Source organism: Cellulophaga sp. BC115SP, from assembly GCF_009905545.1.
GTDB lineage: Bacteria > Bacteroidota > Bacteroidia > Cytophagales > Spirosomataceae > Flectobacillus > Flectobacillus rivi.
The window spans coordinates 13,233-27,605 of sequence record NZ_JAAALB010000045.1 but is presented as its reverse complement, the minus strand read 5'-3'; the positions used below and the strand labels follow the sequence as shown (position 1 = coordinate 27,605).

10 protein-coding genes are annotated in these 14,373 nt (G+C 37.4%); 4 read left to right on the top strand and 6 right to left on the bottom strand.

Going from position 1 to position 14,373, the window contains the following annotated elements:
* Nucleotides 1-81: 81 nt before the first annotated feature.
* The 4 genes from GVN22_RS22440 to GVN22_RS22425 all read right to left on the bottom strand — a co-directional run bounded on the left by GVN22_RS22440 (nucleotide 82) and on the right by GVN22_RS22425 (nucleotide 4,490).
* Nucleotides 82-1,332: a hypothetical protein gene (locus GVN22_RS22440; RefSeq protein ID WP_166553251.1), complete on the bottom strand. Its 1,251-nt coding sequence runs from the start codon at nucleotides 1,330-1,332 to the stop codon at nucleotides 82-84.
* Between the two features lie 22 nt (nucleotides 1,333-1,354).
* On the bottom strand, nucleotides 1,355-2,542 hold the full coding sequence (locus tag GVN22_RS22435) for an acyltransferase (protein WP_166553250.1): 1,188 nt from the start codon (nucleotides 2,540-2,542) through the stop codon (nucleotides 1,355-1,357).
* Nucleotides 2,543-2,718: 176 nt separating this feature from the next.
* Nucleotides 2,719-3,729, bottom strand: a complete 1,011-nt coding sequence (locus GVN22_RS22430; protein WP_095166266.1) for a hypothetical protein — start codon at nucleotides 3,727-3,729, stop codon at nucleotides 2,719-2,721.
* A gap of 77 nt (nucleotides 3,730-3,806) precedes the next feature.
* Entirely contained in the window at nucleotides 3,807-4,490 is a 684-nt protein-coding gene (locus tag GVN22_RS22425; RefSeq protein ID WP_166553249.1) for a hypothetical protein, read from the bottom strand.
* 609 nt (nucleotides 4,491-5,099) lie between these two features.
* On the opposite strand from GVN22_RS22425, the gene GVN22_RS22420 reads away from it, so the two are divergent.
* On the top strand, nucleotides 5,100-5,495 hold the full coding sequence (locus tag GVN22_RS22420; protein ID WP_166553248.1) for a hypothetical protein: 396 nt from the start codon (nucleotides 5,100-5,102) through the stop codon (nucleotides 5,493-5,495).
* A gap of 234 nt (nucleotides 5,496-5,729) precedes the next feature.
* Nucleotides 5,730-6,134 (top strand): hypothetical protein, encoded by a 405-nt coding sequence (locus tag GVN22_RS22415; protein WP_166553247.1) that lies wholly within the window; start codon nucleotides 5,730-5,732, stop codon nucleotides 6,132-6,134.
* 345 nt (nucleotides 6,135-6,479) lie between these two features.
* Here the strand turns inward: GVN22_RS22415 and GVN22_RS22410 are convergent, their stop codons facing one another.
* Nucleotides 6,480-7,169: a TerC family protein gene (locus tag GVN22_RS22410; RefSeq protein WP_166553246.1), complete on the bottom strand. Its 690-nt coding sequence runs from the start codon at nucleotides 7,167-7,169 to the stop codon at nucleotides 6,480-6,482.
* A gap of 213 nt (nucleotides 7,170-7,382) precedes the next feature.
* Between GVN22_RS22410 and GVN22_RS22405 the strand changes: the two genes are divergently transcribed.
* Entirely contained in the window at nucleotides 7,383-7,880 is a 498-nt protein-coding gene (locus GVN22_RS22405; RefSeq protein ID WP_166553245.1) for a hypothetical protein, read from the top strand.
* Between the two features lie 92 nt (nucleotides 7,881-7,972).
* Here the strand turns inward: GVN22_RS22405 and GVN22_RS22400 are convergent, their stop codons facing one another.
* Complete coding sequence (locus GVN22_RS22400) at nucleotides 7,973-10,378, bottom strand: penicillin acylase family protein (protein ID WP_166553244.1); 2,406 nt, start codon at nucleotides 10,376-10,378, stop codon at nucleotides 7,973-7,975.
* A gap of 323 nt (nucleotides 10,379-10,701) precedes the next feature.
* Between GVN22_RS22400 and GVN22_RS22395 the strand changes: the two genes are divergently transcribed.
* Nucleotides 10,702-14,073, top strand: a complete 3,372-nt coding sequence (locus GVN22_RS22395; protein WP_166553243.1) for a ThuA domain-containing protein — start codon at nucleotides 10,702-10,704, stop codon at nucleotides 14,071-14,073.
* Nucleotides 14,074-14,373: the final 300 nt, after the last annotated feature.

Sequence of the window (14,373 nt, the reverse complement as noted above, 5' to 3'; positions counted from 1 at the left end):
AGCCAATTTTTTTGTGAACTGCAAAGTTACGGAAAAGTCTTGCCATCACCCAGTTTTTTCAGAAACTATCTGATTAATCGTCTATTTCTGAGCAACTTCTGGCAAAGCTTTTAGGCGTAAATAACACACTTGCAACACATAGATAAGGGTTATTACAAATGCCCATTGCAGAAGATATTCTAAGGCATAACCCGCATTCGATAATTTTGCAAAACTATCAAAAACTGGATTGTTGTGATACACATATACAAATGGTTCGACAATCAGAAGGAAGTTGAGCAACAATAAAACAAACAAGAATTTACCATCTTTATGTTGCCACAACTCAAATACAATGATGACTAAATAAATAAACATATAATACGCCATCGCACTTGGCAAAAACAACTGCATCAAACCATAAGTTAGGATAAATAACAAGGGAAATGCTTGTACGAAAGACTTATTTCTAACGCTAAAACCAATCCATGTGGCTAGTGGCAAAAATAGCCCAAGCCCTAGCCAGTTCATTTTGGTGATATTGACGCTAACACCAATCAAAGGACGTAAAACTGAAAATAAGTTGGGAGAATATGGGTCTTCGGTATGTTTAATCAACATCAAAAAATCCCAACCAACTAAGTAATAGAGCAAAGCCAAACTTGGAATGCCAACTACAGCCATACTCAGGATAAACTTAAATTTATCTTTAATCAAGAAAAATAGCGGGAATAAGAAAAACGCTACCGTTACTTTTAAACAAAGTAATGACAAAGCAAACATCAAACCCATACGAAAATCGCTATTAGATTTTTTCCAAATCATTAAGGCTCCTAAAGCAAAACCCCACAACCAAATATCCTCTTGACCACCCAACAAACATATAATGATTGGGGCTGGTAACAGCAAATAGTGAAGCAGTTTGGCATAAGCCTCCGATGATACAGTTTGATAATGTTTATAAGTCAACCACACACAAATTAACTCTCCCACCATCATCAAGGCGACAATCGAACTAGCATGATCTACAATCAATAGAGGCAGAGCAATAATATAAGAAAAAATAGGGGCATGAAATGACCAAAAGTCACGATAGACCAAATCGAGATGCACTGCGTGAGAGGCTTTGTAATAAAAAAAGGGAACATCGCCTCGTGGTTCTTCTTTGAGAATCACAAAAACTAAAATAAATGGAATAATACGTGTTAAAACTACCAAAGCACTAACTACTCCTATTTGATTTTGAGTGAGCCATGTTTGAAAGCTTGCATATTTTTTCCATAAAATATATTGGGCAACAAACGCCAAACTCATTGCTATGAGCTTGGCAATAAATACTTCGATAATTGGCATACGATATGATTTGCTCTAAGGACTAGTGACCAAACTTTACCTTTAAAGCTAATAGTTTTTGTTCTAAAAAGTGGAAAGATAAACTTGCTACAGCAACCGTCAAACCAATGGTTAGCCCATACATAACCAAGTTATACACACCCAACGACCAAGTATGTTGATAAGGCTGCAAAAGGTTCATGATAGCAACGTTGATAGCAATATGATAGATGTAAAGTCCATAGGAAATCTTACCCAAATAAGATACCACAGATTGCTCAAGATTTATAATCGACTGAGGATTTACGGCAACATTAACGATAAAATAGCAGAAGAAAACACTTAACAATTCAAGATTTATTCCCTTAAACTCGTAGCCAGAAATAATAATTATTAATAAAATACCATAAACTACAAATTGTACTTTTCTCTGAAATAGAAATGCTAAAATTGAGTGCTTGGTAAATACTAAATAAGCTCCTACTCCACCCATAACCATCATCATAATTCGAAATTGGCTGAAGAAGAAAAAGACATACCTAGGCAATTCGTCGATGGTATTATTGGTAAAAAAGAAAAAGTAAATCAAGAAGATAGAGGCTGTCCCTAGTATAAAAATAGCAATAATACCGAATCTTGCCTTCCAAGAATTAGCACGAATCAACCAAGGCCAGAGGTAATAAAATTGCTCTTCGACACCAATAGACCATGTTTGTGAACACAGATAGGGTAACTCGTAAAAAATGAAGCTAAGGTTCGGCAAAATCATCATCAACAACGACAAGCGAGGCCAAAATGCTTCTGCATTACTTAATACCTCCGCAGCAGATTGCCAATAAAAGAGCTTGAAATGTGGTAAAACTAAGGTTCCTAAAAGTACAATGATGTAATAAATAGGCCATATACGAAGCACACGACGAACATAGAAGTTCTTGATATTGATAGTGTTATTTTTACTTTTTTCACTAAGCAATAAATAAGTAATCAAAAAACCGCTAAGCACAAAAAACAAACCTACTCCCTGCTTTCCTGCATGCTTAACAATATGATTTGAATATAAATTAGGCAAACCAAAAGCAGCTTTTGCTTGCTCGATATGATGTATCAACACACTGAAAGCCGCAATAAACCGTACTCCGTTAAGATTAGGGAAATATACTGATTTGGATTTTTCCGTGTTAGGTACTGATGTCGATGCCGAAACTGTTTCTGATAAGCGATTTTTAGCCATGAAGTTGTAATTTTTGCAACTTTAAAGTCAACTACTTAGCCGACCTTTTGCCTTTGGATAAGGTTTGCAAAATTATAGCTTCTCTAGCTAATCACAAACGAAGGATTGAATTATTTAGGGAAGAGCTTTTTCCATAAAAAAGCGAGAGACAAGTTACTGTCTCTCGCTTGGGTAATTTATTCTAACAAACCTTTATATCCTGAATCCTTCGCAGGAGGAATATGTGGTGTTGAAGAACCAGTGCTTGGTGACGAATCCAGACTAATCAATTTGAACTCACCGCTATTGTAAGCTTCAAGCATGGCTTGACCTTTGTCGGTCAAAATACCATTTTGAATATCTACACCATTGATAAAGTCCATTGACAAATCCATCGCGCGCTTCATTTCTCCTAGTTTCTTACTCATATCGTCTTGGATATATTCCATCGACTCATCGAAGTAGAATTTTTTATCAGGATTTCCTTTAAAAATACTGATAGCTGTTTTCAAGGCATTTGAGCTACTTTTTACGATTTCGTATTCAGCCTCTTTCAATTTTACCTTGATTTCGGTTTCCTTGATAATATAATCTGCCGATGATTGTACCTTTTCCATAAAGCTCAACACAGTCTTCATGTTACGTTGTAAAGGCAACAACTTCTCATTCATTTCTTGCAAACCAGCCCCTTCAATCGTTGCCAACGAGGCAGCTTCTCTCATGCCTGGCTTATCAATCATGGTATTTGCCTTATTAGCCTCAGCAAATTTTTGCTTGATTTGGTCATTGTTTTCATTGATTTTCTTATTCAATTTAACCAACTGACCTGCCAAAATATCGATTTGACCAGACATTTTTTGACGCTTTTCTTTCAAATCTTCGATATAGATTTTCATGATTGCAATAGGGTCTAGCTGAATCACCAAACCTGCAATTTTGCGCATCGTAGTTTTGAACAAGAAAAATGCCGCTGTGCGTACATCTTTACTTGTTATCAAAAACACAAACAAACCTAATACCGCCAACAAGGCGCCCAGATAAAGCGTATTTTCAGTTACTTTAATCAAAAACTCAACAATCTTGTTGAAGTAATACAAGCCCACCGCTCCTGCTGCGCCTAAGAACAACAATGAGGTGACACCTTCGGGTTTACTCCAAAATGATTTCTGGGGAGCATCACCTCCTCCTATTTGTGATAAATCTGCCATTAGTTTAATTGGTTTTGGTTAATTTCTATTCGTACACAGTCACACTGAGGCACGAGTCATTTAAAAGTTTAGAAGCCTTATTTCAATAAATGTTCTTGTATCTTGAAAATATCAGACTTGATTTGGTCTACAAAGAAATCGTGTGTAACCTGATACCCTGCTTTGTTATTATTGATTTTAGCACTTTGTTCTTCAATATCTCCCGATACTTTCTCTATAGTACTATTATTTTGTTCTATTTTCTTTTGTAAAGCAATAATCTGCTCGGCCATTTGCTTGTTTTCATCTTGCATTTGTTTTACCTGATTTTGCAGATTGCCTACACGCTCTTTAATAGCTGCGTCGGCATCTTTCAGAAAGGCAGCTTTATCATTTTCAAGTATTTGGACATATTGATTGGCAGTATTGACCAATATATTAATATCCGAAACTCCGCCCATGGTTCTAAAACTTGCCCAAGCAGCCTGAAACTGCTTTTCCTCTGATAAGCCTAAGCCAGACAAACTTTTCATGGTTTGCATAAACTCAAAATAGTCGGCACCCGGAAGATTGGCTTTTTCGAGTAGTTGCACAAAATGGTCAACAAACTTCTTATCCGTACTAGCATTCGTCTCTGATGGTCGTACTACATTCTGACTAACAGGTGTAGCTTGAGGCTCAGGTGTTACGCTTTGGCTGGGCGTAGCGGGCGATGATCCGGGTACATCTTGAATAAAGAAACTCAGAATTTTCTTCCCGATGCTTTTTTCTTCTGTTGACATAGTTTTGATTTTGAGGATAAAGTATAATGTAGATTTGTAAAGAATGAAATTTACAAAATCTTCTCGAATTACTTGATACAATATTATACAGTCGAGGGCTGTCCTGTAAGAAAGATTGTAAGAATGGTATGCGGACTTTAAGAATGGCTACAGGATTTGATGGACATTGTGTAATTTGAAAATTTGACGATTTAAAAATAGAAAGGACTCATTTCCCTTTGTGCCTTTGCTCCTACAACCCTCTGCTACTTTTTGAAAAAAATATTTTTTTTTCAATCTTCATGCAACATCTATGCTTTTGCCTGCATCTTATGGATAGAATTCGTAAAGAAAAGCCCTGCCTTAACCGTTAATCCATATATCCTACCAGTTTAGTCAATATCTCAGCAATTTGTACCGAGATTTTTACCATTCAACCGACTAGACGACCGATTATGGTATTTTGTATTGCAAGGTACTGGTTAAAACACATAACTTTGATTCAAGAATTCAGCACAACAAGTACATAAAGATTCAAAAACAGTTTTAAAATTAACTCTCAATCAAAACTTTTCTTCTTGACACGTAATCAAGCATTAAGGTTTAACTTTCTAAACATTTATAAAAGTCATGAAAACGTTCGCTCAACTCTTCTCAATCTCTGCATTAACAGTTTTATCTGTAGTTAGTTTCGCAAACAACGACAACAGCAACGCAAATAAGACGAAGACGTTTGAAGTTGGCATGTTCAAAAGCAAAAATTCATTGAATATGAATTTGATGCTTGAAAAAGTAACCGATAAAAAGGTAAAGATTATCTTGAAAGACCCTTCGGGAAAAGTATTACACCAAGAGTATGTTGCGAAAAATACCCCTTCGTATTACGGTAAGTTTGACATGAGCCAGTTGGAAGACGGAGTTTATACTTTCGAAATCACTGACGGAACCGAGAAAATTGTTAAGACTGTAAATCTTCAGTCTCCTGAAACGCAAGAAACAACAAGAAACCTGACAGTTAATAAATAGTCCAGTTCGAGCGCCCGACGAACGCTAGAGAATGGACACTCGGCGGTCGAGTATTGGTAAATACGAATAACCGACCGCCGATCATTCAAAGATTACAAGTCATCAAAACCTCTTTTTTGAATATATAAATTGCTGAAAGCCACGAGGCGACAGCGCAGTAAAATTCCTCTTTAATCTAATATGCTGAATGTCTGAAAAGACTGTAGGCCTCATTTAAACTTCTCATTCAATAATATGAAAACGCTCTTTAAACCTGTAGTATTAATTTTAATGGCTTTGACTTCATTTGTCTCATTAGCCGACAATAACGACAATAGCAGTAATTACACTGCCAAAGCCAAAACATTCAGAATTGGCATGTATCAAACCAAAGGTGCCGCCAAAATGAATATCATGCTTGAAAAAATTATTGGAAAATCGGTAACGATTACCTTGAAAAACGAAGATGGCGAAATCCTAAATACCTCCACAGTTCGTAAAAATACAGAGTCGTATCATGGTAAATTTGATATGTCTGAACTTGGTGATGGAAAATATACTTTCGAAATCAGCGATGGACATGAAACGATTCGTAAAACTGTAGTGCTAGATACCTCTAAACCCACTACGTTGACAAGAACAATGGATGTGAATAAGTAAGTGAGTATGAGTGCTGAATTGTGAGTGATGAGTTTTGAGTGTAAATTTTTGATTACTAATATTTTACCTCATTCATTAGAATTAATTCTGCACGATTACTTAATTTTTGGGAAAGTAATGAATAAACATGAACCATTCTGAAACTAGGATGATTCTCTCAATTTCATCAAAAAAGCGGTCGAAAAAACAATTTTCGACCGCTTTTTTGCTACCTGACTCAGCTTAAGATACAAAGCATTACGTCTCTACAGCTAGCTTATAAATTTCAACATAAATCACTCATGCACTCAATCACAAATCACTCAATACTTGAGCGGCATTGCGTCTCTACAACTAGCCTGCAAATTATTTGCTCGTTTTTCTAATCTGTATCATATTCACAAAGAATGAAAATGCCATTGAGAAATAGATATATTGTTTAGGAATATGAAAATCTAATCCTTCGGCAATTAGCGTCACCCCAATCATCATTAGAAAACATAGAGCCAAAATCTTTAAAGAAGGATGCTTACTAATAAAGCTACTGATTGCCCCTGCCACCGCTAGCATAATCGATATAGACACAATTACGGCGGCATACATCACCCACAATTCATCTACCAAACCCACTGCCGTAATAATACTGTCAATCGAAAAGACTAAATCTAGCAATAAAATCTGCCCAATGATTTTGACAAATGATTTGGGTACTGGTGTCGAACTAGCATGCTCTCCCTCTTCAGTTTTTTCAAAAATCTCTTTGTTACTTTTATACAGTAAGAAAAAGCCCCCTGCAATAAGAATTAAGTCTTTTCCCGAAAAATCTATTCCCGAAACCGTCATTAAGGTTTTATCGAGCTTCATGATCCAGCTAATACCTGCCAATAAGATTAGACGCAAAACTAGCGCAAGACTCAAACCTACCAATCTTGCTTTTTTACGATTTTCGGGAGGGAGTTTGTCAGAAAGAATAGAAATAAAAATAATGTTGTCGATACCCAAAACGATTTCAAGTACAATCAGGGTAAGCAGTGAAATAAGAATTTCAGTTGTCATTGTTTATTTGTCTGTTTGAAAGGAGTTAACGTCTCAAAACATTGGACATTTCCTTTGCTATTTGAACATGCAAGTTATACCAAAAGTTAGCGCTTCTGGATTAGATTTCGGTTAGATTTTGGTTTAACAAATCATTAACACATAGGGTCAAAATATGCAGATTCTTACACCCGTTTTATAGTCAAATTCTCAATCAAAAATCAATTAAGTGCTATGAAACGTAACATATTTCTTTCCACTATTGCTATCTTGAGCCTAGGGCTTGTATTGGTTGCAAGCTCTACTTTTGCTCAAGGATATGACCGTCGCGATGACTATAACAGAAATAATCCTTACAATGACAATCGCTATGATGACTATTCGAGAAATGCACCTAGCCGTGAGTTTCCATTAGATCCTCGTAACCCTTATGATGAACGTAGTAGAGTTTTTGATACACGAAATCCTTACGACCCTCGTCCAGTCTATGACAATCATTCGCATGGTCGTTACAATGATTATGATTACCGTTGTAATTGCGATACCTATAGTTATTGCTCACATCGCCAACAATGGGCTAATCGTTATTTTCCTGTAGATCCACGTAATCCATACGATATTCGCAACAACCCTAGAAGATTTGATTCATATTCATATAACAATCGCCGTGGACGTGACCGTGTCGTAATTGTTGTGCCAGAAAGAGGTCATCATCATCGCCGTGATTGGTAAGAGTTTTGGAGTGAACAGTAGCAAAGGCACAGAGGCACAAAGTGTTCTAAATAAATCACTTTGTGCCTCTGTGCTTTGTCACTTAACACCTTTTATTGATTTGGCTTCAACACCTGCTTACCTGATTTAACTTTTTCTACGTCTTCTTTTCGAATAAGTTCTCCTCTAAATTTTCCGTCTACATACATACGAGCCTGATCATCGTAATGTTTGCTCATAAAATAGCCAGATTGTCCCGTTGGATTAATGCTTTGACCTTCAAAAGGTTTTGAGAAATCTATCACACGACGCAAAGCTGGGCCATAACTAACCTTGTAATATCCCGAAGAATCTAGTGGAAAATCAAGATTATTGATTACCTCCTTACCTGCCATAGCTGGTAAAGGTCCTACATTAAAGAGTTTGTTCAAAGGCTTTTGTCTACCTACAGGATGTACGTGTTCGAGCGAGTGAACTTTTTGCCAATACCACGCCTTTTTATCTGCTCCAAGTTGTGCTGTCAAATCGGTATAAGCCTGATTCAAAGCCGATTGAATAATTTGTGTACGAGTTTCTATATTCTTTGTATCCTTATTATCCCACCATTTAGAAGTATCATTAACGATAAAGTTTTGTAAAGAACGTTTCATGGTTTGAGAATTGATAAATGCTTTGAACCCTTCAGCACCTAGCTCGTCTTTGAAAGTAGCCTCGTACATACGATACAAAAATCTATAATAAATCGTTGGTTCGATATCTTCCAAATCGTGTGTACCATCCCAAGTCAGGAGTTCAGTATGCCCTGTTGATTTAATAATTGGAGCAATACTTTGAATCACAGTTGGCGCCATGGCGCTTTTATGCTCAGTAATCATTTTGTGCATATCTTCTACCGTCCAATCATTTTTTGAAGTATTCAATAGTTGCTTAATACGAGTTGCACGGTCTGGCGCAACATAGTAACCTGCTACCAATCCTGTACCCATATCTTCAGGTTGGTTATTGGCAGAATATACAAACCCACTAGCAGGATTTACAGCATGCGGATTTTGAGAAAAATCTAACCAGCCCTCTATCTCATCTTTGCCACTAGCACCATCCAGAATCATGTAGGGCTTTACATGAGCAGGACGCTTAGGGAGTTTTGCCGATGCCCACCAAGCAATATTGCCTTTGGCGTCGCCATACATCACATTCAGACCAGGGAAATGAATCATCGAAGCAGCAGCTTCCGCTTGTTTAACATCGGTAGCATGTGCCAAATCATAAAAGACTTTTAGAGAACGGTCAGGAAATTGTGTTAATACCCACCACAAGGCAACAGGTGATTTTTCATGAGCAAACTTTTTATCAAACTCATTAATCAAAACACCATGTCTCGACGAGCGATATTGCACAGCTACATCTGGTTTTCCTTTTACTTTTATGACTTCTTTTCTAATCGTCAAATCTTCCCAATGGTCTTTAAACCAAACCTGATTGGCATTAGCAGGATTTATTTTTTCTCTATAAAAATCAACATCATCATTTTCAAACATCGTTAAGCCCCAGCCAGCTTTATCGTTATGCCCAATCACAGCCATAGGAATACCAGCGATGAAGTTTCCATAAAAGTTTTGATTAGGATAAACCAAATTAGCCTCAAAAAATACCGAAGGTTGAGAAAAAGCAATATGGGTATCATTACTAAAAATCACACCTTTACTTTTTGTTTTACTTCCAGCCACAACCCATGAGTTTGAACCATGAAACGTAGGAAAAGGCGCTGCTTTTTGTAATTCAAGCACTTGGTTGCCCAATGCCAACAGATTTTGTACGGATTCGGCACCTTTGCGAAGCGCTATTTCTTTTTCATTGCCTTTTGTAACAGGGATTTTCTCCGCATTGGTTGCCCAAGTTGTTACCAAATCCTTGGTATATTCTTCGCCAAGACTTTGTTGGATATAGGTCATCAACGGATCTGTGCGAAAAGCATCCGCAAAAGAAAAACCCATATAGCCTTGAATAATATGTAAATCTAGATTTGAAAAAGGTGTTTTCGGAATTTTCAAAAGTTCAAATTCTACAGGCGTATCTCCATTTTCGATAAAAGCATTGACGCCATTCACATACGCAGAAGCAGCTTTGACATAGCCTTCATTTTTAGGATACTGAGCGATGGTTTGTTCTGCATATTTTCTAAAACCAAGACTTCTGAAAAACTTATCACTTTCCAATGCCATATCGCCAAATACCTCCGAGAGGCGTCCATCTGCCAAGCGACGAAGGGCTTCCATCTGGAAAAGTCTTTCTTGTGCATGCACATAGCCCAACGCGAAATAGGCGTCTTCTTCCGTTTGAGCATAAATATGAGGGATTCCAAAATCATCCCATAGAACCTCCACGGGTTGTGAGAGTCCTTGTAGATTTATTTCTTGGTCATGATTTGCCACTTTAGACTTGAGCCAGACAAATACTCCTAGCCCCAATAGCACGACTACGATAAGTAGCCCCATTAAAATTCGTTTGATAAGACGCATAGTTTTTACAAGGTTTTAGTACAAAACATAAAGCTGTAAGCTATTTGTGTGACTTGCTTTTTTGTACCTTTTTTAAAGTTATTTAAGTGAATTAAAGTTAAAGTGCTTGCATATAGGTACTCATACAAATTTAGTCTTTTCTGTCACAACTCAACTACCCTCGTAGTGTCTAAAAACTATCCTAATTCAACTTTTTTTATTTATATTCAACCACAATTACAGAACAGTATAGAACACAAGTTGTTTTTTGGTTAATTTTGGTATTATTCAAAAACGTATTTATCTATATTGGTTTCTTTCAAACTATCCAATTACAATTTATTATGAAAAAATTAAGGCTCGCCTTAATGGCTCTCTTCTCTTTAGCCATTCTCTCTCTAAAGGCACAGACCTCCAATCCTTTGCAGGGCAAAAAAGTGCTAGTGTTTTCTAAAACTGCTGGCTTTCGACATAGCTCAATTCCTTATGGTATTAAGGGCATGCAAGACCTAGGTCAGAAATACGGCTTTGGGGTAGACACTACCGAAAATGCTACAAAATTCACAGAGGATAACCTCAAGAAATATGCTGTAGTGATATTCATGAGTACTACAGGCGATGTACTCAATCCTGCACAACAAATAGCTTTTGAGCGCTATATCCAATCGGGAGGCGGTTTTATGGGTGTGCATGCAGCATCAGATACTGAATATGACTGGCCTTGGTACGGCAAGCTGGTTGGAGGCTACTTTAATGGTCACCCTGGCAAAAATGTATCGAATGTTCAGATGGGTAAATTTACAGTAACTGACAAAAACCATATTTCGACAAGTACTTTGCCTACGACTTTTGAAAGAAAAGATGAATTCTATGACTTCAAAGAGTTTAACAAAGACGTTAAAGTATTGATTACTCTTGACGAAAAATCTTACCAAGAAGGTAAAATGGGCGATTTCCACCCTATGTCTTGGTATCACGAATACGATGGCGGTCGTGCATTTTACACTAACTGGGGACATACACATGAGACTTTCTCAGACGAAATTCCAATGAGTCATATTTGGGGAGGCTTGCAATGGGTAGCTTCTGGCTCGGCATTAGATTACTCAAAAGCTCGTAGCGAATATGCGCCAGAAGAAAACCGTTTTACTAAAATTGTATTAGATAAAAACCTTGATGAGCCAACCGAATTGGCAGTTTTGGATAATGGTAAAGTATTATTTACAGAAAGAAAAGGTTTATTAAAGGTATATAACCCTGTTACGAAAAAAACCAAAGTAGCAGCCGATTTGCGCGTATATTCAAAATTTGAGTACGGTTTGATGGGTTTGAATATTGACCCAAAATACAACCAAAACAAATGGATTTACTTATTTTACAGTCCATCGTATGAAGTTGCTGGTGCAGATACCGCCAACCGACTTTCAAGATTTGTTTATGATGACGTAAAAGATACATTGGTATTTTCTTCCGAAAAAACGTTATTGAGAGTTCCTGTAAAACGTACTGACTGTTGTCACACTGGTGGCTCAATCGAATGGGATAGCCAAGGAAACTTGTACCTTTCAGCAGGAGATGACACCAATCCATTTGCTTCAGAGGGCTTTGCTCCGATCGATAATCGTGCGGGTCGTGCGGGTTGGGATGCTCGTGCTACGTCATCAAATACCAATGATTTGAGAGGAAAAATTTTAAGAATTAAACCTACTGACGACGGTTCTTACACGATTCCAGAAGGCAACCTTTTCCCTGTGGGTACTGAAAAAACTCGTCCTGAAATTTATGTAATGGGTAACCGTAACCCATATCGTATTTCGGTAGATAAACACACTGGTTATTTGTATTGGGGAGAAGTTGGTCCAGATGCAGGTGAAAACTCAGACAAATATGGTCCTCGTGGTCATGATGAAGTAAACCAAGCTCGTAAAGCTGGTTATTTTGGTTGGCCATTATTTGTTGCCGACAACCGTGCTTATAATCAGCGCAATTTCGAAGACAATTCAGTTGGTATCAAATTTGACCCATCGAAGCCTATCAACGATTCTCCACATAATACGGGTTTGAGAGAATTGCCTCCAGCACAAAAAGCCTTTATTTATTACCCTTATGCAGACTCACCAGAGTTTGGTCCTATTGTTGGCAAAGGCGGACGTAATGCTATGGGCGGTCCTGTGTATTATATCAATGACTATCAAAACTCGAATGTAAAGTTTCCTAAATATTTTGATGGAAAATTCTTTGCTTATGACTGGGCACGTGACTTTATCAATATCGTTACGATGAAACCAAATGGTGATTTTGTTTCGATGGAGCGCTTTATGCCAAATACGGTATTTAGTCACCCAATGGATATGCAATTTGCTAAGGATGGAGCTTTATATGTGTTGGAGTATGGTCAAAACTGGTTTGCTCAAAATGAAGATGCACGTTTGTCACGTATCGAGTTTAATGCTGGCAACCGTAAGCCTGTAGTCCAAATTAGTGCTGATAAGATAGCTGGTGCTGTACCACTCAAAGTAAGTTTCTCTTCTGAGGGTACAAAAGATTACGATGGCGATGTGCTTAGCTACGAGTGGTCGTTTGCAAAAGGCGCACCAAAAAGTAAGCTGAACAATCCTAGTTTTACTTTTACAAAACCAGGTATTTATCAGGCTACGCTCAAAGTAAAAGATGTGGCTGGTAATGTATCAGAAGCTTCTGTAGAAATCAAAGTAGGCAATGATATTCCGAAAGTAGCCTTGACTATTAAAGGCAACAAGTCATTCTATTGGAATGATGAGAAAGTAGCTTACGAAGTAAAAGTTGCTGACAAGGAAGATGGTTCTTTAGATAACAAAAAAATCAAAGCGGAAGATGTACAAGTAAATATCGACTATCTTGAAGGATTTGATAAAACCATCATTGCACAAGGTCACCAACAGAATATGAGCGTATTGTCAGGAAAACGCTTGATTGAATTGTCTGACTGTAAAGCTTGTCACTCACTAGACAAAAAATCTATCGGACCAGCTTATAAAGAAGTAGCCAAGAAATACAAAGGTGCTTTCCAAATCGAAGGTAAACTTTCTGACAAAATCATCAAAGGTGGTGGTGGCGTTTGGGGCGAACAAGCTATGGCTGCCCACCCACAAGTAAGCAAAGCAGATGCTACTGAAATGGTAAAATACATCTTATCATTAGCAGATGACAGCAAAGCAAGCAAGCCTGTAAAAGGTGAATACTTGACGAAAGATACTGGTAAAGCTGGTACTTATATTTTCTCAGCTAGTTATACCGATAAAGGCGCTGGAAGTTTAGGCTCTCAGAATGCTACTAAAACGGTCACCTTGAGAAGTGCCAAATTTAGAGCAACAAGCTATGATGTTCAAAAAGAAACCCAAAAGCTAAAAATTGATGGTTTGGGCGAAATTGTAGCGGCTACTAAAAACCAAGGATATATCGGCTTCGAAAACATTGACCTTACAGGCTTAAAGGCTTTTGATGTGGCAGCTTTTGCTTCTGATGAACGTACAGTAGGAGGTAAAATCGAGTTGCATATTGGCTCCCCAACAGGTAAAGTATTAAGTTCGGTAGAGGTAGGTAAAGGCAATACACAGCCTGTAAAATTAGGTTTAGCAGATGCTACAGGTACACAAAACCTATATTTTGTTTTTGTAAATCCTGAAGCAAAAGACAAAGCACTTTTTGCTGTTTCAGATATTACTGCGGTAAGATAAGTAAATGTATTTGGTGATTATTTTCTAAATGTGTTGCACTTGTAGAGACGCAATGCTTTGCGTCTAAATAGGTGTCATTCTGAAATACAGTATCAAAAAAGGCGGTCGAAATGAGTTTTTCGACCGCCTTTTTATATGCTGGAGGATTCTCCTTTTTAGACGCAAAGCATTGCGTTTATTCCACTAGAATATAGATTCTTAAAATAATCACTCATCCACTCAATCATCATTCACTAAATTGTTTTACTCTTCCATATTTCAATAAATCTTGTGCTTTCTCTATTTTTGCTTGAGGTTGAA

Coding starts and splice junctions, on each gene's coding strand:
- GVN22_RS22440 (WP_166553251.1), bottom strand. CDS start 1,332: ATGCCAATTATCGAAGTATTTATTGCCAAGCTCATAGCAATGAGTTTG.
- GVN22_RS22435 (WP_166553250.1), bottom strand. CDS start 2,542: ATGGCTAAAAATCGCTTATCAGAAACAGTTTCGGCATCGACATCAGTA.
- GVN22_RS22430 (WP_095166266.1), bottom strand. CDS start 3,729: ATGGCAGATTTATCACAAATAGGAGGAGGTGATGCTCCCCAGAAATCA.
- GVN22_RS22425 (WP_166553249.1), bottom strand. CDS start 4,490: ATGTCAACAGAAGAAAAAAGCATCGGGAAGAAAATTCTGAGTTTCTTT.
- GVN22_RS22420 (WP_166553248.1), top strand. CDS start 5,100: ATGAAAACGTTCGCTCAACTCTTCTCAATCTCTGCATTAACAGTTTTA.
- GVN22_RS22415 (WP_166553247.1), top strand. CDS start 5,730: ATGAAAACGCTCTTTAAACCTGTAGTATTAATTTTAATGGCTTTGACT.
- GVN22_RS22410 (WP_166553246.1), bottom strand. CDS start 7,169: ATGACAACTGAAATTCTTATTTCACTGCTTACCCTGATTGTACTTGAA.
- GVN22_RS22405 (WP_166553245.1), top strand. CDS start 7,383: ATGAAACGTAACATATTTCTTTCCACTATTGCTATCTTGAGCCTAGGG.
- GVN22_RS22400 (WP_166553244.1), bottom strand. CDS start 10,378: ATGCGTCTTATCAAACGAATTTTAATGGGGCTACTTATCGTAGTCGTG.
- GVN22_RS22395 (WP_166553243.1), top strand. CDS start 10,702: ATGAAAAAATTAAGGCTCGCCTTAATGGCTCTCTTCTCTTTAGCCATT.